Source organism: Branchiibius cervicis, assembly GCF_042661605.1.
GTDB classification, from domain to species: Bacteria; Actinomycetota; Actinomycetes; order Actinomycetales; family Dermatophilaceae; genus Branchiibius; species Branchiibius cervicis.
Genome location: NZ_JBHSWJ010000002.1, coordinates 2,699,003 through 2,720,862 on the forward strand (window position 1 = coordinate 2,699,003; position 21,860 = coordinate 2,720,862).

Genomic DNA, 21,860 nt, shown 5'->3' on the forward strand with positions numbered 1-21,860 from the left:
CGGTATCCGGCGACGGAATCCCACCGGCCGCCACCCCGATATCCGACGAAACCACCACAAGTCACTGCCCCCTTGAGGACCGCCACCGCGATATCCGACGAAACCGCCGCAAGTTCACGGATCAGCGCCACTCGTCTCGCAGGATCTCGTAGATCACCTCGCCGTGCTCACTTCCCGGCAACGGATCATCCCAGTGCCGGTGCTCGGTGCGGACGTGCCGCATCCCGAGCCGTCGCATCACACCGCGGCTGCCGAGATTGACGGCCATCGTTTCTGCCCAGATCCGCGGCACACCTACGGTGCGAAATCCGTGGTCGAACAACCTCGCAGCGCCCTCGGTGGCCAGACCCTGTCGCCAGAATTTGCGGCGCAACCGCCAACCGGCCTCCGGGTCGGCGGCGGTGTCCTCGGGCGGCGTGGTCAGATCCCACCGTCCGACGAACTCACCATCGGCGAAACCGACGAACCAGCCGAGCCCACGATCCTCGCAGTGAGTCTCTGCGCACTTCGGAGCCCAGAATTCCTCGGCCTCTTGCGTCGACCGCGCCCGGCCGAGCAGGTACCGCATAACCTCAGGGTCGGAGTCCAGCGCGACCAGCAACGGCAAGTGCTCCGGCAGCATCGGCCGCAGCTCCAACCGCGGCGTCGTGAGAACAGGCCGCGTCACGGCGCGGGCCAGATCGCCATCGGCACCGTACCGACCCGGTGCTCCTGCTCCCCCAACAGCTGACCGGATCGCTTGACCGTCCCTCCGATCGCCAAACGTGCGCGCACCATCGTGCCCGGCGCCGCCCGGCCAAGCTCGCGTTCTCTGGTCTTCAACTGCTCGTAGTCGCGCACCCACATCGTCGCGAACAGGTTCTGTTCGCCGAGCACCTCGGCGACCAACCGGCATTCGGGCAGGGTGGCGAGAAAGGCGGTTGCCGCATCGATCTGGGCGAGTGGAACGTTGAGTAGCAAGGTGACCTCTCGATGCGGGCGGCGCAACGGCTGCGCCGTGTCACATCTCAACGCGGCGTACCCGGAGCCGATCAGCCGTTGCAGCCGTCGGCCAACCGTTTGCGGCGAGGTGTGGCAGCTGTCCGCGAGGTCGGCCAGGCTGGTTCGTCCGTCCAGGGTCAACCTGCTGAGCAGCGCCCTGTCCGTAGCGTCCGGGCTGGTCGGTGCGGGCCATACCGCACCTGGGGATCCAGCTGCCACGGAGGAGGTCTGCCCCGCGCTGATGGTTCCACTGCGCCAGTGCGAGCCATCGCGATGCGCCGCGACCAGGTGGACCACCTCGGTTCGCTGTACCCCGGGCAGCCCCGCGAAGCGGTCCACGGCAGCGGTGAGCGCGAGTCCGGAAGTCTCGAAGGTGTCGACCAGGAAGTCCCACGCCCCTTCCACCGTGGAGACAGTCCCGGCAGCTGGGTCATGTTGCAGTGCAGCGGCTACCGCAGCACGCTTCGTCGGCACGACCGCTAGGAGGACCAGGGCACACGCCTCCTGCCCAGCCAGCTGTGGACCGGGCGCGGCCGTCACCCAGGCCGCCCCGCGGCGTACCAACTCATGCCAATGCCTCGCTACCGTCGTCGACGCCACCCCCAGCACGGCTGCGGCCGAGGCCCATTCCGCCCGCGGGCGGACCTCCAATACGCCGACCAGTGAGTGGTCCAGCTCGGAGGCGGTCCAGGACGTCATGGACGAATCGTGCACCAGCGACGGGCGCAGTGGCGGATATCGCGCAGGTGGGCAACGTCGCGCCGCGAGGTCCCTAGCGTTTCGCGCACTGGTCGCCCAGCCCGGGCGTCCCCCGCTCCCAAGGTGCACGACATGACCGACATCACCACCGAGCCTTCCACCCCTGCCGCGCGAACCCGCGGTGAGCGGGCGGTCCTTCGGCTGATCATCGCAATGGCACTGATCGAGGCGCTCAGCGGCGTCAGCCAGGGTTACCTGAACCCGATCCTGCCCGCCCTTGGCGGACCGCTGAGCATCACCGACGACACGATCAACCTGATCTGGCTGGTGTCCAGCCTCGGCTTCGCGGTCGTCACGCCGATCGTCTCCCGCCTCGGCGACAGCTTCGGCTACCGGCGCACGCTGCGCTGGTCGGTCGCGGTCGTCAGTATCGGGGTACTGCTGATGGCGATCGTGCCCACCCTGGTCACCGTGATGATCGGTGTAGTCCTGCTCACCGTCGTCGTCGGCTTCATCCCGCTGATGATGGGAATTCTGCGCGCTACCGATGAGAGCCGCACCCGCGCCGGGGTCGGCACGATGGTCGGCACGCTGATGTTGACCGTCGGGGGCGGTGGTCTGCTGGCGGGCTACGTCGGCCAGGACGACCCACTGAAGGCCTTCTGGGTGGCCGTGCCCTTCGCGGCGATCGCCATCCTGTGTGCGTGGCTGCTCCCCGATGCCGGAACGCCGGACAAGACCCCGATCGCTGGTGCCCCGCTGGCGACCTGCTCCCTCGGCCTCATCGCGCTGGTGACGGCTACCGCCCAGGGCGCCGTGTGGGGCTGGACTGACCTCAAGACCGTGGCCTGCGCCGTCGGCGGGGTGGTATTGCTTGCCTGGTGGGCCCGGTTGGACTCCCGGCAGTCCCGTGCCGGAAAGCACTTCGTCAATCTGCGGATGCTGGCCGTGCCGCAGATCCGCACGATTACCATCGCGACCTTCTTCTTCGGCTTCGCCAGCATCTCCTACCTGGCCGCGAACGGCATCTTCCTACACAGCCAATCCGCTGATGCCGGTTATGGTTTCGGGCTCGACCCACTGCAGATCGCCGAACTGTTCATCGTTTCCAGCGTGGCGTCGTTCCTGGCGTCGCTGGCCACCAGCTGGCTGATGACCGTGGTCAGCGAGCGCGGCACACTCATCTTGTCGGGAGTGGTCCTGGCCGCAGGCTTCGTGGTGCTCCTGATCGCGCACGGCAGCTTCGTCGGATATGTCGCCGGCCTGGTCCTCTTCGGTCTTGGTCTGGGCGCCTATCAGTCCGCGACCCGTGCCCTCGCCGTCGAAGGCCTGCCCCAAGACCTGACGGCCACCGCGGCCGGTTTGAACGAACTCGCCCTGTCCCTGGGCATCGCGATCGGGGCGAGTGTGGTGCAGATGGTGATCGCCAGCAACCTGACCGCCGACGGCCACATCGCCCTCCGCGGGTTCACCCTGATCTGGATGATCCTCGCGGCGGCCGCGTTGATCGCCGCCGCTGCGTCGACGACCTACCGCCGGGCGACGGCAGCCACCGAAGAGGTCGCAGCAGCCGAGGGGCTGGTGTGATGAGCGTCGTTGCTGACCAGGCGCTGAGCGCGCGGGTCGGCGCGGAACTGGACACCCGGCGTACCGGACTGATCGAGCTCAGCCACGCGATCCACGCCGACCCGGAGCTGGGTGACCAGGAACACCACGCCGCCGCCCGCTGCACGCGGATGCTCGCTGGCGCGGGTTTCTCGATCGCTGCGGTGGTCGGTCATCCCACGGCGTTCGCCGCGACCTATGGCACCGGCGAACTCGTGGTCGCGGTGTGCGTCGAGTACGACGCGCTACCCGGCATCGGGCACGGCTGCGGGCACAACGTGAACGCCGCCTCCGCGGTGGGCGCCGCCCTGGGCCTGGCTGCGGTGGCCGACGACGTCGGCATCACCGTGCTGGCTCTGGGCACTCCCGCCGAGGAAACCCGCGGCGGGAAGGTCGACCTGATCGACGCTGGATACTTCGACGACGTCGCGCTCGCGGTGATGGCGCACGCCGCAGGCGAGGACGCCGTCGGTGTCGGCTCCCTGGCGCTGTGTGCCTGGGACGTGACGTACGACGGACGCCCGGCGCACGCAGCCGTCGCACCGACCGCCGGGGTCAACGCGCTGGACGCGATGGTGGTCGCCCAGACAGCGATCGCACTGGCCCGCCAGCAGCTTCCCCGCGACGACATCGTCTCGGTCATCGTGACCTCCGGCGGTACCGCACCCAACGTCATACCGGCGCAGTCGACCGCGGTCATCGAGCTGCGCTCGCCGACGATCGCGGGGTTGCGGCAGACCCAGGCGCGCATCCGCGCCTGTCTCGAAGCAGGCGCGCTCGCCGCCGGATGCACGCTGTCGGTCACGCCCAAGGGCCACGAGTTCGCCGACATGCGTCAGGACGCGTTCTTGTCCTCGGCGTACCAAGATGCGCTGCGGGACCGTGGTCGGGATGTGCCGCTGCGCGAGGAGATGGGCGGGTCGACCGATATGGGCAACGTGTCGCAGGTGGTGCCGTCGATACACCCGATGATCGGCTACGACGTCCAGGACGCGGTCCACCACACAGCGGACTTCGCGTCCTACGGCACGACCGAATCCGCGGACCGTGCGGTGGTCGACGCGGCGTACGGGCTGGCGGCTGCCGCCGTGGCTGCGGCTACTTCACCGGTGCAGCGTGACCGGTTGCTCGCGCTAGTGGCCGAGCGTCACGCGGCGCTCGGCCACTGACCAACCCTGCCGCGCCATCCGGCCCACGACATCAACCAGCAGGTCGCGCTCCTGCACCTTGATCCGCTCGTGCAGCGATGCCTCGTCATCCTCCGGCAGCACCGCGACGACCCGCTGCTCGATGATCGGGCCGGAGTCGACGCCACCGTCGACGAGGTGACACGTCGTGCCGGTGACCTTCACGCCGTACGCCAACGCATCGCGGACGCCATGCGCACCGGGGAAACTCGGCAACAGCGCGGGGTGGGTGTTCACGAACGTCCGCGACCCCATGGCCGCCGGACCCATGATCTTCATGAAGCCGGCCGTCACGATGAAGGCCGGGTTGTAGGCGTCCAACTGGGCGCCCACCGCGGCGTCCCAGTCCTCACGTGAGGGGTAGTCGCGCAGCTTCTCCACGAAGGTGGGGATGCCCGCGCGCGACGCCCGCGCCAGACCCTCGATGCCGTCCCGGTCCGCGCCGACGGCCACGATGCGTACGCCGTACGCCGGGTCCGCGGAAGCGTCGATCAGCGCCTGCAGGAGCGTTCCCGACCCGGAGACGAGGACGACGATGGGGGTAGCGCTCACGGCGGTCAGCCTAATGCGTCACAGGTTCTGAGGAGTCCGACAATTCTGAGGATGAGGACGGGTGAAACCATCCTCAACAATCTCCAAATCCTCAGAATCGGTGCGCTCGGTGGGCCGCGCGCAGTGCTAGTGCGAGGACCTCAGCCAGTGGACCAGGGTCGTGGTCAGCAACGCAGCGCCCATGACCTCGACGATCAGCAGCAGGCACGACAGCGGTGTGGGCCCGACATACGCCATCGCGTTGTCTCCCAGACCCGCTCGGCCGACCAGAGCCAGCACTACCATGGTCACGCTCGCGATCGCCGAAGCGACCGCGGCCTGGGTCAGCTTGTTGGTGACACTGCTCAGCAGGCTGGTCCGCGACACGACGCGCCAGCCGATGGCGGCCCCGATGGCAACCACCGCGACAGGTGCGATCAGCATCAAGGAGCTGAGCGGACCGGCTTCCGGGATGCCTCCCAGCGCGGGGAAGGCCGGCAACGTTCCCGGCGTCACCTGGCCGATGCCGAGGTCGACCGGACCGATCTGCAAACCGCCACCGCTGGCCCAGGTGGTCGCCCACGCAACGCCGTTCGGCAGCGCGGTGAGTTGGCCGCCCCACAGCATGACGGCGCCGACCAGTCCCATGTCGAGCGTTCCGCTGACCGCGCCGATACGCGCTAGGTGGGTGAGTACGGCGATCAGCACGATCAGCGCACCCAGGCCGGTCAGTGCCGCAAGACCTTCCAGACCGGGCCTCACGGCCTTGCGCACCATCGGCGGGACGCGGTCGTACTGCGCGATCATCTCGGCACGCAGCGGGCTGTCGTCGTCCTTGTCGCGCGCGATGGCCCAGACGAAGCCGATCAGAGGCACCAGCAGCGCACCCGGGATCACATACACCGGCGACGGCGTCGCCGGCCCCAGGTATCCCAGGGCACTGATAGCGACCCCGGCGACCGCGTAGCCTCCGGCGAACGCGCCCGTCGTCGGCCACAGGCCACGGCGTGTACCGGTCGCGAGCACCGGACGAGCAGCCGTGCGCGCCAGGACGATTGCCGCGAAGGTGGCCAGCAACGGCGCGAAGGTGATCGACCCGACAACGGGAGCGTGCACGCGGCCACCGTGCGCCAGCGCCCACACGTCTCCGGACAGGCCCAGCACCGACATCCACGACCCGCCACTGCGCGGATCGGTGACCCACCCGACCAGCAGGACGGCGAACAGCACCAGCACAACGGCACCCGCCGCCACCGCCCCATAACCGGCAACGACCCCGGGACTGATGCGCTCGTCGTACTCGCCTGCAGCCCGCTCGTCACGGCCGGTCCGATCCAGAACACTCATCGCGGTCTATCGTCTCCCGCCGATCCCACCCGCAGACGCAGGCGCGCCGGGACCCTGGAGGGTCCCGGCGCGCACAGCTAAACGATCAGGCGTTGCGCATGATCTCCCGCATGAGCTCAGCGGTCTCCGACGGAGTCTTACCGACCTTCACACCGGCAGCTTCCAACGCTTCCTTCTTGGCCGCGGCGGTGCCGGACGAACCGGAGACGATCGCGCCCGCGTGACCCATCGTCTTGCCCTCGGGGGCGGTGAAGCCCGCGACGTAGCCGACGACCGGCTTGCTGACGTTCTCCTTGATGTACGCCGCGGCACGCTCCTCCGCGTCGCCGCCGATCTCGCCGATCATCACGATCGCATCGGTCTCGGGGTCCTTCTCGAAGGCCTCCAGCGCATCGATGTGCGTGGTGCCGATGATCGGGTCACCGCCGATGCCGATGGCGCTGGAGAAGCCGAACTCCCGCAGCTCGTACATCATCTGGTAGGTCAGCGTGCCCGACTTGGACACCAGACCGATGCGGCCGGCGCCGGCGATATCCGCGGGGATGATGCCGGCGTTGGCCTTCCCGGGGCTGATCAAACCCGGGCAGTTCGGGCCGATGATCCGGGTCGGCTTGCCCACCGAATAGTTGTAGAACTCGGCCGTGTCCTTGACCGGCACACCCTCGGTGATCACCACGGTCAGCGGGATCTCGGCGTCGATCGCCTCGACCACCGCTGACTTGGTGAAGGCCGGCGGCACGAAGACGACCGACACGTTGGCGCCGGTCTCCTTGATCGCCTCAGCGACCGTGCCGAAGACCGGCACGCTGACGTCGCCGGGGAAGTCGACCGACTGGCCGGCCTTCTTCGGGTTCACCCCGCCCACGACCTTGGTGCCCGCGGCGAGCATCCGGGTCGTGTGCTTCATACCTTCCGAGCCGGTCATGCCCTGCACGATGACCAGGCTGTCGTCGTTCAGAAAGATCGCCATGTCAGATCCTCACTTCGCGGCGGCGAGTTGCGCGGCTTTGGCCGCGGCGCCGTCCATGGTTGCTTCGATGGTGACCAGCGGGTGGTTGCGTTCGGCCAGAATCGCCCGGCCCTGCTCCACCGCGTTGCCATCCAGACGTACGACGAGTGGCTTGGTGGCGCTGTCGCCCAGAGCGTCCAGCGCACCGACGATGCCCCGCGCGACCTCGTCACAGGCGGTGATGCCGCCGAAGACATTCACGAAGACCGACTTCACCTGCTCATCGCCCAGGATGATGTTCAGCCCGTTGGTCATGACGGCCGCGCTCGCGCCGCCGCCGATGTCGAGGAAGTTGGCCGGCTTGGGGTGCTCCCCTGCCGGGTTGGTGAATTCCTCACCCGCATAGGCCACGACGTCGAGGGTCGACATAACCAGCCCCGCGCCGTTGCCGATGATGCCGACGTCGCCGTCGAGCTTGACGTAGTTCAGGCCCTTCTCCTTGGCCGCCGCTTCCAGCGGGTCGGCCGCGGCGACGTCTTCCAGGGCCGCGTGATCGGGGTGCCGGAAGTCCGCGTTGGCGTCCAGGCTGACCTTGCCGTCCAGGGCGACGATGTCGCCGTCCGCGGTCTTCACCAGCGGGTTGACCTCGACCAGTGTCGCGTCCTCACCGTTGTAGACGTCCCACAGCTTGATCAGCACGGGCGCTACCTTCGCGGCGGTGTCGGCGTCGAAGCCGGCCGCGGCGACGATCTCATCCGCCTTCGCCTGGTCGATACCGACGTTGGGGTCGACGGGAATGCGAGCGAGCGCATCCGGGCGTTCGACGGCGAGCTGCTCGATCTCCATGCCGCCCTCTTTGGAGCACATCGCCAGATACGACCGGTTGGCCCGGTCCAGCAGCACCGAGAAGTAGTACTCCTCGGCAATCTGTGCGCCCTGGGCGATCATCACGGTGCCCACCGTGTGGCCCTTGATGTCCATGCCGAGGATCTGCTCGGCGTACTGCTCGGCTTCGTCGGCAGACTTGGCGACCTTCACGCCGCCGGCCTTACCGCGGCCGCCGGTCTTCACCTGGGCTTTGACAACGGAAACGCCGCCGGACAGTGCGCCGATCTCTTCGGCGGCAGCACGTGCGTCCTGCGGCGTGGTTGCGATCTTCCCGGCCAGTACCGGTACTCCGTGCGCTTCGAACATGTCGCGCGCTTGGTATTCGAACAGATCCACCGTGATCTACTTCCTTGCTTTGAGAGAAAAACTCACCATTTTCGACTCTATCCCTGTGATTCGGGCCACAGGTGCGCGGTCAAGCGGTAGCGCCGGTTCCCACGTGCGCACGGACCCACTCGACGCACTCGGTCGTGGTGGTGCCCGGCGTGAAAACAGCTTGCACACCAAGCTCTTTCAGCGCAGGGATGTCTTCCTCGGGGATGATCCCGCCGCCGAAGACCACGATGTCGGCGGCGTCCTGCTCCGTGAGCAGTTCCAGCACCTTGGCGAACAGCGTCATGTGCGCACCCGACAGAACCGACATCCCGATCGCGTCGGCGTCCTCCTGGATCGCCGCCTGCACGATCTGTTCGGGCGTCTGGTGCAGACCGGTGTAGATGACTTCCATCCCGGCGTCACGCAGGGCGCGGGCGATGACCTTGGCGCCCCGGTCGTGACCGTCCAGACCCGGCTTGGCCACCACGATGCGCAACGGAGAGTTCTCGGACATACCCGGAGCCTACGCGGCTGTGTCCGGGTTCACAGAACGACCGGTCAGGCAGTCCCACGACACCCGGTCGTTTTTCACAGGAAGGCCGCACATTTGAAAAGTCACGGTTTGGTCACGGTATGGTGAGGGCTCCCAGGCAACGTACGACGAGCGGTCAGGTCCCGGGGGCGCCCGGACGGGCGGTGGGACCCGCTTCGTACCGTTGCCGATTGTTCGTCCACGGCCTTGGTGCCGTCATGTCCCGTTCTTGAAAGGTCACTGTGTCTCGTTACCAGGGTCGCCATCGCTCCCACACGCCACCGATCTGGCGTACCAGCCGGGTGACGGTGCCGGTGGCCGCTGCTGCGGGTATCACCCTGACCGCGGCCGGCGTCACCCGGGCGGCGACCAGCGGCGATATCGCTTCCGCCGACACCACGGTCAGCAAGCCCACGACGGTGTCCGCACCCGTGATCGAGCGTGCGGATGTGACGGCCGCTTCCCGCTCCCGGGCGCGTACGGTCCCCCAGGCCGAACGGGCCACTGCCGCCCAGAGGGCGGCCGCTGCCCAACAGGTTGCCGACAAGAAGGCTGCCGACCAGGCGGCCGCCCAGAAGAAGGCCGCGCTCACGGCCTTGTCGAGCACGCCGGCCGCCAAGCAACTCACCGTCAAGGCCGCAGCTCCGAAGGCTGCCCTGTCCGCAGCCGGCTCCTCGGCGAGCACATCGTCAGCGACCGGATACGTCTGCCCGATCGCCGGCTGCGGCGGGCGGTTCACCTCCGGCTTCGGGCATCGTTCCTCCCCGGTGGCATCGGGTCGACCAGTCACAAGGGCAACGATTTCGCGACCCCGATCGGCACCCCGTTGCGGGCCGTGCACAGCGGCACCGTGGTGGCCGTCGGGTGGTATGGCGGTTTCGGGATGCGCGTCGAGATCGCACTCGGCGGGGGCACCAGCGTGATCTACGGCCACATGTCGGCGTTCTCCGCGACCGTCGGCGAAAAGGTGTCCCCCGGTGAAGTGATCGGCTACTCGGGCAACACCGGCAACTCCACCGGACCGCACCTGCACTTCGAGGTGCACGTGGGCGGTGTCGCCGTCGACCCCGGCCCGTGGATGCGGGCCCGCGGCATCTTCTGATCGCTCAGAGCTTCTCGACCGGCGCGTAGCGCAGCAGCAGCCGCTTCACCCCGGTGTCGCCACCGAAGTCGATGTGCGCCATCGCGCGCTCACCGTGGCCTTCGACCCGCACCACGGTGCCCACCCCGAAGCTGTCGTGGGTGACCTTGTCACCTGCGTCCAGCGAGATCACCGGCCGGTTGCCCGGCGAGCGCACCCCGGGACGGGCCGCCAACCGCGCGACCGCCGGCGTCGAGGACGGCCGGGAGCCCGTGGTCTCGATCCGCTGCCAATCGATCAGTGACGAGGGGATCTCCGATAGGAACTGCGACGGCGGGTTGTACTGCGGTGATCCCCACGCGGAACGCACCTGCGCTCTGGACAGGTGCAGGCGCTCACGGGCCCGTGTGATGCCGACGTAGGCCAGCCGGCGCTCCTCGGCGAGTTCGTCCTTGTCCCCCAGGGATCGCATGTGCGGGAACGTGCCGTCTTCCATACCGGTCAGGAAGACGACGGGGAACTCCAGTCCCTTGGCGGTGTGCAGCGTCATCAACGTGACGACACCGCGATCCTCCTGGTCGTCGGCGGGGATCTCGTCGGTGTCGGCGACCAGTGACACCTGCTCCAGGAAGTCCTCCAGCGGAGCGCCCGGGTAGTTGGCGTCGAATTCGCCTGCCACCGCGACGAGTTCGGCGAGGTTCTCGATCCGGCTCTCGTCCTGCGGGTCCGGGCTCTTGCGTAGCTCCGCCAGATAACCGCTTCGGTCCAGGATCGCTTCGAGCAGTTCGCTGACACCGGCGCCGCTCTCCCGGACCTCTTGCAGCGACTCCAGCAACGAGGTGAACGCCGCGATGGCCGCGACGGAGCGCGTTGCGATCCCCGGCGCATCGGCCGCCCGGCCGAGGGCCGCGATGAACGGGATGCGTTCGCGGTCCGCGAGCGCGGCGACCGCACCCTCGGCCCGGTCGCCGATCCCGCGCTTGGGCACGTTCAGGATCCGGCGCAGGTTGACCGTGTCGGTGGGGTTGGAGATCACCCTCAGATAGGCCAGCGCGTCCTTGACCTCGCGCCGCTCGTAGAAGCGCGTGCCGCCGACAACCTTGTAGGGCAGGCCGACGCGGACGAAAACCTCTTCCAACGCACGCGACTGCGCGTTGGTGCGGTAGAAGACGGCCACGTCACCGGGCCGCACCCCGGCTTCGTCCCCCAGCTCATCGATCGTCCGGGCGACGAACGAGGCCTCATCGTGCTCGGAGTCCCCGACGTATCCCACGATCAGCGAACCGTCGCCGGCTTCGCTCCACAGGTTCTTCGGGCGGCGCTTGTCGTTGCCCGCGATCACGGCGTTCGCCGCCTGCAAGATGTTCTGCGTCGAACGGTAATTCTGCTCCAGCAGAACGGTTTTCGCGTCCGGGTAGTCCTGCTCGAACTCCTCGATGTTGCGGATCGTGGCACCGCGGAAGGCGTAGATGGACTGGTCGGCGTCACCCACGACGCACAACTCCGCGGGCGGCAACTCCCCCAGCGCGGCATCCGACACGTGCGCCGACACCAGCTCGCGGATCAGGACGTACTGGGCGTGGTTGGTGTCCTGGTACTCATCGACCAGGACGTGCCGGAACCGGCGCCGGTAGTACTCGGCCACATCAGGGAAGCCCTGCAGCAGGTTGACCACCGTCATGATCAGGTCGTCGAAATCCAGCGCGTTGGCCTGCCGCAGCCGTCGCTGGTAGGCGGTGTAGGCCTGGGCCAGCATCCGCTCCTGGTGCGTGCCCTCACTGACCTGACCGGCGTAGGTCTCCTCGTCGATCAGTTCGTTCTTGAGGTTGCTGACCTGGTGGCTGAAGGAGCGCGGCGGGTATCGCTTGGGGTCCAGGTCCAGGTCGCGCACCACCATCGCCATCAACCGCTGACTGTCCGCCGCGTCGTAGATCGAGAAGCTCGACTTCAGGCCCAGCTTGCCGGCCTCGCGGCGCAGGATCCGCACGCACGCGGAGTGGAACGTCGACACCCACATCGCTTTGGCCGCCGGCCCCACGAGCGCCTCGACCCGCTCCCGCATCTCGGCCGCCGCCTTGTTGGTGAAGGTGATGGCCAGGATCTGGCCGGGCTGCACGTGCCGCTCGGCCAGCAAATAGGCGATCCGGTGGGCCAGGACCCGCGTCTTGCCCGAGCCGGCGCCGGCGATGATCAGCAACGGGCCGCCATGGTGCACGACGGCCTCCCGTTGTTGCGGGTTGAGCCCCGCCAGCAACTCCTCACCGCGGCTGTGCTGCGGTGACGCGGCCGGTTCGGGGGCATCGGAGCCGGTCCGCGCCCACTCCGGCACCCCCGATCGTCCACGGCGGCCGAGCGTGGGGAGGCCTGGGCACCGCTGAATCCGGGCAGGGGAAGGTCATCGAAAAGGCTGCTCATGTCACCACCCAGGGTACGGCGCGGCTCCGACAGGACCGTGGTTTGGGAGGATGCCCCGGTGACCGAAGAACTGCCCCCGCGGCCGGCGCGGCGCTGACCGCGCGCATCGCCCGCGCCCAGTACACCGATCGCGCTCCCTCCGTGGTCGGCGGCGTGCGCACGATCGCCGGGCTGGAGTGGACGGCTGCCGTGGGCGACCTGGACGCCGCGGGTACGCCGGCCGGTCCGGACACGGCGTACCGGATCGGTTCGATCACCAAGACGTTCACTGCCGTCCTGGTCATGCAGTTGGTCGCCGATGAGGCGGTCGCGCTCACCGACCCGATCGGCGAGCACCTGCCGGAGCTGGACCTGCCGGGGGTGAGCGTGCAGTCGCTGCTGACTCACGGCGCCGGCCTGTACGCCGAGACGGACGGGCCGTGGTGGGAACGGTCCGCGGGGCTCACCTGGGAGCAGTTGCTGCCCAGCATCCGTCAGGCGCACATTCCGGCGTCCCGATTCCACTACACCAACGTCGGCTTCGCGGTGCTCGGGCAGCTGGTCGCGCGGCTGCGCGAAAAGGACTGGCGCGACGTACTGCAGGAGCGGATCCTCGATCCGCTGGGACTGGAGCGCACGACGTACGACCGACCGGGCAGCGGTGCCCACGGTTTCGCGGTGCACCCCTACGCAGATCTGGTGCACGACGAACCCGCCACCGACACCGGCGCGATGGCGCCCGCGGGGCAGTTGTGGTCCACCGCCGGCGACCTGCTGACGTTCGGTCAGTTCCTGGTCCGCGGTGCCGCGGAGGTGCTGCCTGACGAACTGCGCGAGCGGATGCTGGTCCCGACCCTGGTCGACGATGAGCCCGGTGAGCGCTGGGCCCGGGCGTACGGGCTCGGCGTCGACGTCACCAACCTCGGGACCGCCCGCTACGTGGGGCACGGCGGGTCCATGCCCGGTTTCCAATCGGCGTTGCGGGCCGATCCGGAATCGGGCGATTGCGCTGTGCTGTTGATGAATTCGACCGCCGGCATCGATCTCGGCGCGACCGAACTGATCGCTGAACTACGCCGCCACGTGCCGCTCCTGCCCGCCGCCTGGCAACCTGCGCAACAGCACAGCGGCGACCTGGACCTGACCGGGACGTGGTTCTGGGGACCGCGACCGCACGTCGCGACGTTGCACGGGCCGGACCTGGTCCTGACCCCGGTGGGCTCGGGGCGCGGCGCCCGGTTCGTGCGCCTGGCGCGGGATCGCTGGCTCGGCCAGGACGGCTACTTCGCCGGGGAACCGTTGCAGGTCCACGCGCGCGGCGAGCGGTCGGCCTACCTCGATGTGGGTAGTTTCCGTTTCACCCGCACGCCGTACGATCCGGCCAGCGACATTCCCGGCGGAGTCGACGACGCCGGCTGGCACTAGGAGCAACGATGGAGCACGTCCTCACCACGATCCCGGTGTGGCTGGTCTATGTACTGGTCGGCGCGGTTGTGATGATCGAGAGCTTCGGTATCCCGGTGCCCGGCGAGATCGTCCTGGTGACCGCGGCGCTGATGTCCTCCAAACACGAACTGGCCGTGTCGCCGCACGCGGTGGCCATCGCCGGCGTGGCCGGAGCGGTGATCGGTGACTCCATCGGCTACTGGGTGGGGCGCGAGTACGGCTACAAGATCTTCGACATCCTCAAACGCCGGTTCCCCGCGCATTTCAACGACGACACGATCGCCTACGCCGAGCACGTCTTCCACCGGTACGGGATGCTCGCGGTGTTCTTCGGCCGGTTCGTGGCGTTGCTGCGGATCTTCGCCGGGCCGCTGTCGGGTGTGTTGAAGATGCACTACCCGCGGTTCCTGACCGCCAACGTCGCCGGCGCGATCTGCTGGGCGGGCGGCACGACCTACGCCGTCTACTACCTGGGCAAGGCCGCGGAGAAGTACCTCAGCACGTTCTCGTACGTCGCCCTGGGGATCGCAGTCATCCTCGCCTTCGGGGCGGGCAAGTTCATGGGCCAGGCCATCGACCGCCGGGTGGAGGCGTACGCCGACCAGCGCCGCACCGAGGGGACCCACCCCGACGTGGCCTGACCCCGCGCCCATCCGCAGGGGGTAGCGCGACGAACCACGGGTATGTCCCGTGTTCGCGCCGCCCTTGCCGGAGTTCTCGCCGCTGCAGTCGCGATGGGATTGGCCCACCTGCTGGCGGCCATCGTCGATCCCGCGACATCGCCGGTCCTCGTCATCGGGTCGGCCGTCATCGATCGCACGCCGACGCCCCTGAAGGACTGGGCGATCGAGCACTTCGGCACCAACGACAAGACCGTCCTGCTCGCGTCGGTGGTCGTGGGCACCGTGCTGCTCGCGGCCGTCAGCGGGCTGCTGGCCCGGCGACGACTGGTCTACGGGATCGTGCTGCAGCAGCTGCTCGTGGCGACCGCTGCGGCGGCGACGCTGGAACGGCCGACCGGATCCTGGCGCGACCTCGGCCCGGCTCTTCTGGCCGCCGTGGTCGGCCCGTTGGTGCTCACCGCCCTGTTCCGCATCGGCCGCTCCGCACCGTCCGGTTACCCCTCCGGCGCGAACACCCGGCGCGCGTTCCTGACCGGATCCGGAGCCGTGGCGATCGCCGCGGTCGGATCGGCGGCGTTGGGTCAGAAATTCAGCACGGCCACCGATCCCAGCGACCTGACGCTGCCCAAGCCGCGAAACCCGTTGCCGCCGTTACCCGCCGGAGTCGAACGCCGGTTCAAGGACATCACCCCCTACGCACCCCGAACGGTGCGTTCTACCGCGTGGACACTGCACTCGCCGTACCCAATCTCGACCGGGACTCCTGGACCCTCACGATCGAGGGCGACGTCGAGCGGCCGTTCACGATCGACTATCGCGAGCTGATCGGTATGGACCTGATCGAGCGCGATATCACCATGACCTGTGTCAGCAACGAGGTCGGCGGAGGGTACGTCGGGGCGGCGCGCTGGCTCGGCGTACGCACCAAGGACCTCCTGGACCGTGCCGGGGTGAAGGACCCGGACAAGCCCCAGGCCCAGGTGTTCAGTACGGCGACCGACGGCTTCACGATCAGCACCCCCTGGGTGCCCTGCTCGATGACCGGGAAGCGCTGCTGGCGATCGGGATGAACGGCGCGCCGCTGCCACGCACGCACGGCTTCCCGGCGCGCCTGGTGACACCCGGCCTGTACGGGATGCTCGGCAGCACCAAGTGGGTGACGAAGATGCGCGTCACGACGTACGGCGACGCGAAAGCCTATTGGACACAGCGCGGTTGGACCACCGACGGGCCGATCAAACCGTCGGCCCGGATCGACACCCCGGCGTCGTTGGCGACGGTGAAAGGTCGCACGGTCGTGGGCGGCGTCGCCTGGGCGCAGCGGCGCGGGGTCGTGAAGGTCCAGCTGAAGATCGACGACAAACCCTGGCAGGACTGCACGTTGGGTCCGGACGTCGGTGTGGACTTCTGGCGTCAGTGGTACTTCGTCTGGGACGACCCGGGCAGCGGGCAGCACTCCCTGCAAGCGCGCGTGATCTACGGCGACAACCAGACGCAGACGGCGCAGCGGGCGCCGGTGTTCCCCAGCGGTTCCAGCGGAATCCAGGAACTCGTCGTCATCGGCGCCTGATTCGCCCCATCCAGTACCGCCAGTACTCCGAATCACCACCATCACACCTCCGGCGACACGGTCGGACCGACGGAAGGCACGTTCATGAAGACTCGTTCCACGCTCACCCTCGCGGCCGCTGCACTGGTCATGCCGATGACCCTGGCCGCATGCGGCTCCTCCAGCTCGGACAGCGGCTCGTCGGCAGCCTCGCCGATGGCCACCAGCAGTTCCTCCGCCCCGATGACCTCCGAGTCCTCGTCGCCGATGTCCTCGATGGGCTCGTCGTCGATGGGTTCCTCCTCCATGGGTTCCTCCTCCATGGGTTCCAACGCGATGGCTCCGTTCGGTGCGGGCTGCGCGAAGGTCCCCGCCTCCGGTAAGGGCTCCTTCAGCGGCATGACCTCCGACCCGGTGGCGACGGCCGCGTCGAACAACCCGCTGCTGTCGACGCTGGTCACCGCGGTCAAGAAGGCCGGCCTGGTGGACACCCTGAACAACGCCAAAGCGCTGACCGTCTTCGCACCGACCAACGACGCGTTCGCCAAGATCCCGGCAGCCGACTTGAACAAGCTGCTGGCCGACAAGGCCGCGTTGACCAAGGTCCTCACCGGCCACGTGGTCGCCGGCAAACTCGACCCGATGGCCGTCGTCGGCAATCACAAGTCGCTGGCCGGTTCGGAAGTCAAGGTCACCGGCACCGCACCGAACCTGAAGGTCGACGGCACCTCCTCGGTGGTGTGCGGCAACGTGCAGACCGCCAACGCCACGGTCTACATCGTCGACACCGTGCTGCCCGGCTCGATGGGCTGAGCCGGTCCGCCCTCACCCCTCCCACTTGTGGAACGGGATTCACCCCGCATCGCTGATTACGGGTGAATCCCGTTCCAAAAATTGCGGGGGCGGGTTGGCGGGAGCCTCAGGCGCCGGCGCGACGGTACTCGCCCAGCGCTTGCCGTACGACGTCCGGCCAGTCACACGCGGGCGCTGAGGTCTGGTTCGTGAGAGTGATCTCCCGCAACAACCCGGTGTTTCCCGCCAACCGGACGATGCCATCCGCCAGATCTGCCGTCGTGGGCCCGGTCAGGACCCCGTTGACCCCGTCGGTCACGAACTCACTGGTCCCGCTCATCGCCGGCGCCACCACCGGCAATCCCACCGTGCGAGCCTCCAGCGCCGCGATCCCGAAGGCCTCCAGACGGGCGGGCGCGACGTACAGGTCGCTGCTCAGATAACGCGACCGCAACTCCTCCCGCGTGACCCGGCCGGGAAGGGTCAGCCAGTGCTCGCCGTGCCGTGCGGCTTCCGCCTCGGTGACCTTGCGCAACGGGCCGTCCCCCAGGATGGTCAGCCGCAGATCGATACCCCGGGCCGAGAGCCGGCGTCGCGCCGTGCCCACCGCCGCCACCAGCTCCACCGGCCGCTTCCGGGTGGCCAGCCGCATCGCCGAAACCACCTCGACCACGCCTGCGGACGGCACGCGCAGATCCCCCGACGGGGCCCATCGTGATACGTCGATCCCGTTGGGCAGCACGGCAACCGGAGTGTTCGACAACCCCTGCAGCGGCGCTGCGGCCACCGATGACACGGCCGAGAGGGCCGCTCCCCGCCGCGACCAGCGCCGCACGTAGCCCGCGGCCTGCACCACGAAGCGGAACCGGTCCTGCACGCAGTGCCACGTCACCGCGGTCGGCACTCCCAGCCGCAAAGCCACCCGGGTGCTGTCCATCGCGAACGGACTCACGACCCCCATCGCGACGTGCGCGACATCGAAATCACCCAGGACGGCGCGCAGTTCGCGTGGAGCGAACGGATTCACCGGCAGGTCACCGGGCAGCGGGATCGCCAGGCGGTGCACCTGCACGCCATCGATCACGTCGTCGCCGTGCCGGGTGCCGTCCGCGCCGCGGGTCGCAGTGAACGCGTGCACCTCGTGCCCGGCCGCCACCAGATGCCGGCCCAGGTCGTGCATCTGCACCTCGATACCGCCCAGCCGCGGCAGGTAGCAGTCGGTGAGCAGGGCGACCTTCACGGCGCAACAGTAGTGGCCACGCCGGGGAATCATTCAGCCTCATAGCAGCAGCACAGGGCAGGATGGGGGCCATGTCGGTCGCGGTGTTCTTCCACGCGCACCCGGATGACGAAGCTCTGCTCACCTCGGGCACGATGGCCAAGGCGGCCGCGGCAGGTCACCGGGTGGTGCTCGTGGTCGCCACCGACGGCGCGCTGGGGCTCACCAGCAGCGAGTACGGCGATCCGGCCGACCTCGCGAGAACCCGCCTGGCCGAGGTGCAGGCCAGCGCCGATGCGCTCGGCGTCGCCCGCGTGGTCAACCTCGGGTACGCCGACTCCGGGCTCGGCCCGGTCACCGTGCGCGATGGCAGTGGCCGGACCCGTTTCGTCGACGCGGACGTCGACGTGGCGGCCGGCGAACTCGCGGACATCCTGCGCGAGGAGAACGCCGGTGTCTTCACCAGCTACGACGCCGCGGGCGGGTACGGCCACCCCGACCACGTCCAGGTGCACCGGGTCGGCGCACGGGCCGCGGAGCTGACCGGAATCCCGGTGCTGGAAGCCACCGTGCCCAGGGACCTGCTGGTCAAGGGCATCAACCTCGCCGCGAAGTTCTACCGCTTCCCGCCCGAGTTCGACATCGACTCCTACCGTCGCGCGTATTCGGCGAAGGAACAGATCACCCACCGGATCGACGTACGTCGCCAGATCCCGGCCAAGCGCGCCTCGATGCGGGCACACGCTTCGCAAGCGGCCGCCGACGGCGGCGCGGACCGGACGCTCGCGGCGTTCCTGCGGATCCCCCGGCCGATCTACGACCTCGTCTTCGGCCGCGAGTGGTACGTCGATCCACGGCGCAGCGGCCCGGTGCGCCACGACATCTTCGAAGACACGACCCAGGAGGTCCGCCGATGACGACGGACGATTCCCGACCCGAACCCCTGCCGCTGGAGGTAGCGCACGACGAGGCACCGCGCTTGCCGAAGCCGACGTGGCGCAGCTTCTTGTCGGCGGTAGCGGGGATCGGCCTGGCCGCCATCCTGATCATCTTCGTCCTGCCGTGGGTGGGTGGCGTGACGTGGCACGAGATCTTCGTGTCCTTCAGCAAGGTCGGCTGGCTGACCTGCCTGGAACTCTTCGGCCTCGTGGTGCTCGGTCTGTGGTGTTACACGTTCACGCTGACCGGCTCGTTGCCCGGCCTGTCGCACGGGCGGGCGCTGATCATGAACGTCGCGGGTTCGGCGGCCGGCAACCTGTTGCCGGGCGGTGGCGCGGCCGGGGTGGCCACGACGTACCTGATGGCCCGCTCCTGGGGTTTCGTGCGGCGGGAGATCTCGACCTCGATCATCGTGTCCGGCGTCTGGAACGTGCTCGCCCGCGTTGCCCTGCCGTTGCTGGGTATCGCGGCCCTGTCGCTCAGCGAGAATGCTCTGCCGCGCGCCGTGCGCCGGGCCGCGTGGTGGGGCGGGATCACCGGCCTGGTGCTGTTGCTGGCGTTCATCGCGATCCTGGTCAGCCCGAAGTTGACCACGCTCGTCGCCGGGTGGCTCGACCGGTGGATCGCACCGGTGTTCGGCCGGCTCCGCCGCGGCAAGAAGAAGGGTCAGGTGCCCGCCCTCGGGGAGTTGGTCGTCGACCAGCGGGCCCGGATGGCCAGTGTCACCCGCACCGGGTGGCTGCCGATGACCCTGGGCCTGGTCGGTTTCATGGGCGTCTACTTCATCCTCTTCTGGCGAATCTTCAACGCGCTCGGGGTCAACCTGCCCTGGGTGAACCTGTTCGCGGCGTACGCCATCGGCCGGTTGCTCACCGCGGTCGGCGTGACCCCCGGCGGTGTCGGGATCACCGAGACCGGAACGCTGGCCGTGCTCAGGGCGTGGGGTGCTGACCCGGCCGCCGCGGCCGCCGGCGTACTGCTCTTTGGCTTCTTCACCCACATCCTGGAGTTGCCCCTGGGTGCGATCGGCTGGCTGGCCTGGTGGAAGTCACCCAAGGAGACGCCCCTGGATCACACCGACCACCCCGACCATCCCGACCACGTCCCCGCGACCTAGTCGACGTCGTCCAACGCCGCCGCGAACCAGGCGACGACGCCGCCGACGGCGAGCGCCACCAGCATCCCCACGAGGCGGGACGCCACGAACCAGCCGAGCGGGATGTCGGGCCATCCGCGGTACGCCGTGAGCGCACCGGCCGCGGCCAGCCCGCCCAGCAGGGCCAGGCCGCGCGGCTGCAGCGCAGGATCGGCCGGCCAGACCGCCCGCGCCGTCCGGCGCAATCTCCGAGCGGCCGGGGCCAGTGCCGACAGCACGAGACCGGACCACACCAGGCACACGGCAGCGGCGGCCACCACGTCACCGGGTACGTGCCAGGTGCCGATCATCGCGCCGATCGCGGTCAGCGTTCCGAGAAAACCAACGGCGGCCGCCCATCCGGGGCGCCAGGTCTGCCCGGCGACCAGCAGCGCGGCGAGCAGCACCGACAGGACCACGGTGACGTGGCCGCTGGGCATGGTGTTCTCATCGGTCGTGAGCGGCGTGATCACGAAGCGTTTCAGGATCTGGGTGGTCGCACTCGCTCCAGCGACCAGCACCGCCGCCGCGACGGCCAGGTCGGGCCGTCGCCGGAACAGCGCGACCGCCACGATCACCGCCACCGCCACCGCGACCAGCGGCGAACGGACCAGCGCACCCACCGGCGCGATGATCACATCGTCGTAGGCCCAGGCCAGCATCAACTGCCGGTCGACCCGCCGACCGGTGGTGGTGACCACGGCGGCCGGGACGAGCGCGGCGAGAGCGAGCCCACCGCTCGCGATCATCGCCAGCGCGGACCGGGAGGGATGCGTCACACCAGGGCGCGATCGGCCACGGCGGTGAGCCAGGCGAACACCAGCCCGACCGCGGCTGCGAACACCGCGACGGCCGCCCACGCACCGAGCAGCGGCAACCCGGCCCCGATCGCGATCCCGCGCTGCCACAGCAACGCGAAGATGACCGCAGTCGGCCCGGCCAGCGCCAGGGCCGGTGAGACACCCGGTCGCCGGGCGAGAGGCCCGCCGTCCTGCAGAACGAAGCCGACGATCAGTGCGATCCCGAGCCAGGCGGTGCAGACCGCGAGCGCGGCGAGCACGTCGCCGGGGCGGTGCCACGAACTGACGACGGTGGCGATGCCGACAGCGGCGGACAGACCCGCGACCACCGGCGCGGCGAAGACACGCAGGCCGGTCGGCGCCACCAGGATCGCGGCCATCCCTACCGACACCGCGACGGTCGTGTGCCCGCTGGGCAGGGTGTTGGCGCCGGCGTGCGGGAGCCGCTCGAGGACCTGGTATTTGAGGATCTGGGTCGTCACCGTCGCCCCGACCACGAGGGTCGCGGCAGCGACGGCCACGGCCACCCGGCGCCGCACGATCGCCGCGATGACGCACCCGGTCAGGACCAGGGCGACCGACGGCACGGTGATGAGCGACAGATAGTCCGTGGTGACGTTTCGGGTGGGCCCGCTCAGGCCCCACGTCGACATCAGCCGCTCGTCCCAGCGGATCCCGCGGTAGCTGTGCAGGCAGTAGCGCACCAGGATGGCCAGCGCCGTCGCCGACAGAACGATCATCGCCGCCCCGTGCACCCACATCGGCACGGTCAGCCCGTCACGCGCCGTACGCTCAGCCGCGGCTTCCCGGTCGGCGAGGACGGAGGCAGTCATGCCCTCCAGTGTGGC

The 21,860-nt window shown here is 69.0% G+C and carries 22 protein-coding genes and 1 pseudogene; 10 read left to right on the top strand and 13 right to left on the bottom strand.

Annotated features, from left to right (window positions below; translation table 11 throughout):
- Positions 1-121 precede the first annotated feature (121 nt).
- Together ACFQBT_RS14035 and ACFQBT_RS14040 are read right to left on the bottom strand one after the other, a co-directional pair.
- A complete protein-coding gene (locus tag ACFQBT_RS14035) occupies positions 122-667 on the bottom strand; it encodes a GNAT family N-acetyltransferase (RefSeq protein ID WP_377823567.1) in 546 nt (181 codons plus the stop codon).
- A complete protein-coding gene (locus ACFQBT_RS14040) occupies positions 664-1,680 on the bottom strand; it encodes an AsnC family transcriptional regulator (protein WP_377823569.1) in 1,017 nt (338 codons plus the stop codon). Before ACFQBT_RS14040 ends, ACFQBT_RS14035 begins: the two co-directional genes overlap by 4 nt.
- A gap of 132 nt (positions 1,681-1,812) precedes the next feature.
- On the opposite strand from ACFQBT_RS14040, the gene ACFQBT_RS14045 reads away from it, so the two are divergent.
- Together ACFQBT_RS14045 and ACFQBT_RS14050 are read left to right on the top strand one after the other, a co-directional pair.
- Positions 1,813-3,267: an MFS transporter gene (locus tag ACFQBT_RS14045; RefSeq protein WP_377823571.1), complete on the top strand. Its 1,455-nt coding sequence runs from the start codon at positions 1,813-1,815 to the stop codon at positions 3,265-3,267.
- The gene (locus tag ACFQBT_RS14050; RefSeq protein ID WP_377823573.1) at positions 3,267-4,454 is read left to right on the top strand and encodes an amidohydrolase; all 1,188 of its coding nucleotides are present in this window, start codon (positions 3,267-3,269) and stop codon (positions 4,452-4,454) included. The genes ACFQBT_RS14045 and ACFQBT_RS14050 overlap by 1 nt, the downstream gene beginning before the upstream one ends.
- On the opposite strand, the gene purN is transcribed toward ACFQBT_RS14050, so the two are convergent.
- The 6 genes from purN to ACFQBT_RS14080 form a co-directional block, all read right to left on the bottom strand.
- Complete coding sequence (purN, locus tag ACFQBT_RS14055; RefSeq protein WP_377825501.1) at positions 4,419-5,033, bottom strand: phosphoribosylglycinamide formyltransferase; 615 nt, start codon at positions 5,031-5,033, stop codon at positions 4,419-4,421. The genes ACFQBT_RS14050 and purN overlap by 36 nt on opposite strands.
- 117 nt (positions 5,034-5,150) lie before the next feature.
- Positions 5,151-6,350 (bottom strand): cell division protein PerM, encoded by a 1,200-nt coding sequence (locus tag ACFQBT_RS14060; protein WP_377823574.1) that lies wholly within the window; start codon positions 6,348-6,350, stop codon positions 5,151-5,153.
- Between the two features lie 85 nt (positions 6,351-6,435).
- Positions 6,436-7,320, bottom strand: a complete 885-nt coding sequence (sucD, locus tag ACFQBT_RS14065; protein ID WP_377823575.1) for a succinate--CoA ligase subunit alpha — start codon at positions 7,318-7,320, stop codon at positions 6,436-6,438.
- A gap of 9 nt (positions 7,321-7,329) precedes the next feature.
- On the bottom strand, positions 7,330-8,523 hold the full coding sequence (gene sucC / locus ACFQBT_RS14070; protein WP_377823577.1) for an ADP-forming succinate--CoA ligase subunit beta: 1,194 nt from the start codon (positions 8,521-8,523) through the stop codon (positions 7,330-7,332).
- A gap of 79 nt (positions 8,524-8,602) precedes the next feature.
- Positions 8,603-9,016, bottom strand: coding sequence for a cobalamin B12-binding domain-containing protein (locus ACFQBT_RS14075; RefSeq protein WP_377823579.1), 414 nt, complete (start codon positions 9,014-9,016; stop codon positions 8,603-8,605).
- Positions 9,017-9,284: 268 nt separating this feature from the next.
- Positions 9,285-9,773 (bottom strand): hypothetical protein, encoded by a 489-nt coding sequence (locus ACFQBT_RS14080; protein ID WP_377825602.1) that lies wholly within the window; start codon positions 9,771-9,773, stop codon positions 9,285-9,287.
- Positions 9,774-9,806: 33 nt separating this feature from the next.
- On the opposite strand from ACFQBT_RS14080, the gene ACFQBT_RS14085 reads away from it, so the two are divergent.
- The gene (locus tag ACFQBT_RS14085) at positions 9,807-10,136 is read left to right on the top strand and encodes a M23 family metallopeptidase (protein WP_377825503.1); all 330 of its coding nucleotides are present in this window, start codon (positions 9,807-9,809) and stop codon (positions 10,134-10,136) included.
- Between the two features lie 4 nt (positions 10,137-10,140).
- Here ACFQBT_RS14085 and pcrA read toward each other — a convergent pair whose 3' ends face one another.
- Positions 10,141-12,444 (bottom strand): DNA helicase PcrA, encoded by a 2,304-nt coding sequence (gene pcrA, locus ACFQBT_RS14090; protein ID WP_417281785.1) that lies wholly within the window; start codon positions 12,442-12,444, stop codon positions 10,141-10,143.
- Positions 12,445-12,572: 128 nt separating this feature from the next.
- On the opposite strand from pcrA, the gene ACFQBT_RS14095 reads away from it, so the two are divergent.
- The 4 genes and pseudogenes from ACFQBT_RS14095 to ACFQBT_RS14110 all read left to right on the top strand — a co-directional run bounded on the left by ACFQBT_RS14095 (position 12,573) and on the right by ACFQBT_RS14110 (position 16,148).
- Entirely contained in the window at positions 12,573-13,934 is a 1,362-nt protein-coding gene (locus ACFQBT_RS14095; protein WP_377823581.1) for a serine hydrolase domain-containing protein, read from the top strand.
- A gap of 8 nt (positions 13,935-13,942) precedes the next feature.
- Complete coding sequence (locus ACFQBT_RS14100) at positions 13,943-14,596, top strand: DedA family protein (protein ID WP_377823583.1); 654 nt, start codon at positions 13,943-13,945, stop codon at positions 14,594-14,596.
- 42 nt (positions 14,597-14,638) lie between these two features.
- Entirely contained in the window at positions 14,639-15,403 is a 765-nt protein-coding gene (locus ACFQBT_RS14105) for a hypothetical protein (RefSeq protein ID WP_377823585.1), read from the top strand.
- Positions 15,301-16,148 (top strand): annotated as a pseudogene (locus ACFQBT_RS14110) (molybdopterin-dependent oxidoreductase). Before ACFQBT_RS14105 ends, ACFQBT_RS14110 begins: the two are co-directional and overlap by 103 nt.
- Positions 16,149-16,189: 41 nt before the next feature.
- Here the strand turns inward: ACFQBT_RS14110 and ACFQBT_RS14115 are convergent.
- Complete coding sequence (locus tag ACFQBT_RS14115; protein ID WP_377823587.1) at positions 16,190-16,435, bottom strand: hypothetical protein; 246 nt, start codon at positions 16,433-16,435, stop codon at positions 16,190-16,192.
- Here ACFQBT_RS14115 and ACFQBT_RS14120 point away from each other — a divergent pair.
- Positions 16,434-16,940 carry a fasciclin domain-containing protein gene (locus ACFQBT_RS14120; RefSeq protein WP_377823588.1) on the top strand — a complete coding sequence of 169 codons (507 nt, stop codon included), beginning with the start codon at positions 16,434-16,436 and terminating at the stop codon, positions 16,938-16,940. The two genes, ACFQBT_RS14115 and ACFQBT_RS14120, sit on opposite strands and share 2 nt — an antisense overlap.
- 106 nt (positions 16,941-17,046) lie before the next feature.
- On the opposite strand, the gene ACFQBT_RS14125 is transcribed toward ACFQBT_RS14120, so the two are convergent.
- Positions 17,047-18,159 (bottom strand): glycosyltransferase family 4 protein, encoded by a 1,113-nt coding sequence (locus ACFQBT_RS14125; protein WP_377823590.1) that lies wholly within the window; start codon positions 18,157-18,159, stop codon positions 17,047-17,049.
- A 62-nt stretch (positions 18,160-18,221) separates the two neighbouring features.
- On the opposite strand from ACFQBT_RS14125, the gene ACFQBT_RS14130 reads away from it, so the two are divergent.
- Positions 18,222-19,055, top strand: a complete 834-nt coding sequence (locus ACFQBT_RS14130; protein WP_377823592.1) for a PIG-L deacetylase family protein — start codon at positions 18,222-18,224, stop codon at positions 19,053-19,055.
- A complete protein-coding gene (locus ACFQBT_RS14135) occupies positions 19,052-20,194 on the top strand; it encodes a lysylphosphatidylglycerol synthase transmembrane domain-containing protein (protein ID WP_377823594.1) in 1,143 nt (380 codons plus the stop codon). The genes ACFQBT_RS14130 and ACFQBT_RS14135 overlap by 4 nt, the downstream gene beginning before the upstream one ends.
- Here the strand turns inward: ACFQBT_RS14135 and ACFQBT_RS14140 are convergent.
- Positions 20,191-20,991 (bottom strand): phosphatase PAP2 family protein, encoded by an 801-nt coding sequence (locus ACFQBT_RS14140; RefSeq protein WP_377823596.1) that lies wholly within the window; start codon positions 20,989-20,991, stop codon positions 20,191-20,193. The genes ACFQBT_RS14135 and ACFQBT_RS14140 overlap by 4 nt on opposite strands.
- Entirely contained in the window at positions 20,988-21,845 is an 858-nt protein-coding gene (locus ACFQBT_RS14145; RefSeq protein WP_377823598.1) for a phosphatase PAP2 family protein, read from the bottom strand. Before ACFQBT_RS14145 ends, ACFQBT_RS14140 begins: the two co-directional genes overlap by 4 nt.
- Positions 21,846-21,860: the final 15 nt, after the last annotated feature.

What these genes read in the sequence shown, in the direction of transcription:
- ACFQBT_RS14040 (WP_377823569.1), bottom strand. Translation starts at nt 1,680, where the DNA reads ATGACGTCCTGGACCGCCTCCGAGCTGGACCACTCACTGGTCGGCGTA.
- sucD (WP_377823575.1), bottom strand. Translation starts at nt 7,320, where the DNA reads ATGGCGATCTTTCTGAACGACGACAGCCTGGTCATCGTGCAGGGCATG.
- ACFQBT_RS14050 (WP_377823573.1), top strand. Translation starts at nt 3,267, where the DNA reads ATGAGCGTCGTTGCTGACCAGGCGCTGAGCGCGCGGGTCGGCGCGGAA.
- ACFQBT_RS14100 (WP_377823583.1), top strand. Translation starts at nt 13,943, where the DNA reads ATGGAGCACGTCCTCACCACGATCCCGGTGTGGCTGGTCTATGTACTG.
- ACFQBT_RS14145 (WP_377823598.1), bottom strand. Translation starts at nt 21,845, where the DNA reads ATGACTGCCTCCGTCCTCGCCGACCGGGAAGCCGCGGCTGAGCGTACG.
- ACFQBT_RS14135 (WP_377823594.1), top strand. Translation starts at nt 19,052, where the DNA reads ATGACGACGGACGATTCCCGACCCGAACCCCTGCCGCTGGAGGTAGCG.
- ACFQBT_RS14060 (WP_377823574.1), bottom strand. Translation starts at nt 6,350, where the DNA reads ATGAGTGTTCTGGATCGGACCGGCCGTGACGAGCGGGCTGCAGGCGAG.
- ACFQBT_RS14045 (WP_377823571.1), top strand. Translation starts at nt 1,813, where the DNA reads ATGACCGACATCACCACCGAGCCTTCCACCCCTGCCGCGCGAACCCGC.
- ACFQBT_RS14130 (WP_377823592.1), top strand. Translation starts at nt 18,222, where the DNA reads ATGGGGGCCATGTCGGTCGCGGTGTTCTTCCACGCGCACCCGGATGAC.
- ACFQBT_RS14105 (WP_377823585.1), top strand. Translation starts at nt 14,639, where the DNA reads ATGTCCCGTGTTCGCGCCGCCCTTGCCGGAGTTCTCGCCGCTGCAGTC.
- ACFQBT_RS14120 (WP_377823588.1), top strand. Translation starts at nt 16,434, where the DNA reads ATGGGTTCCTCCTCCATGGGTTCCAACGCGATGGCTCCGTTCGGTGCG.
- ACFQBT_RS14115 (WP_377823587.1), bottom strand. Translation starts at nt 16,435, where the DNA reads ATGGAGGAGGAACCCATCGACGACGAGCCCATCGAGGACATCGGCGAC.
- ACFQBT_RS14075 (WP_377823579.1), bottom strand. Translation starts at nt 9,016, where the DNA reads ATGTCCGAGAACTCTCCGTTGCGCATCGTGGTGGCCAAGCCGGGTCTG.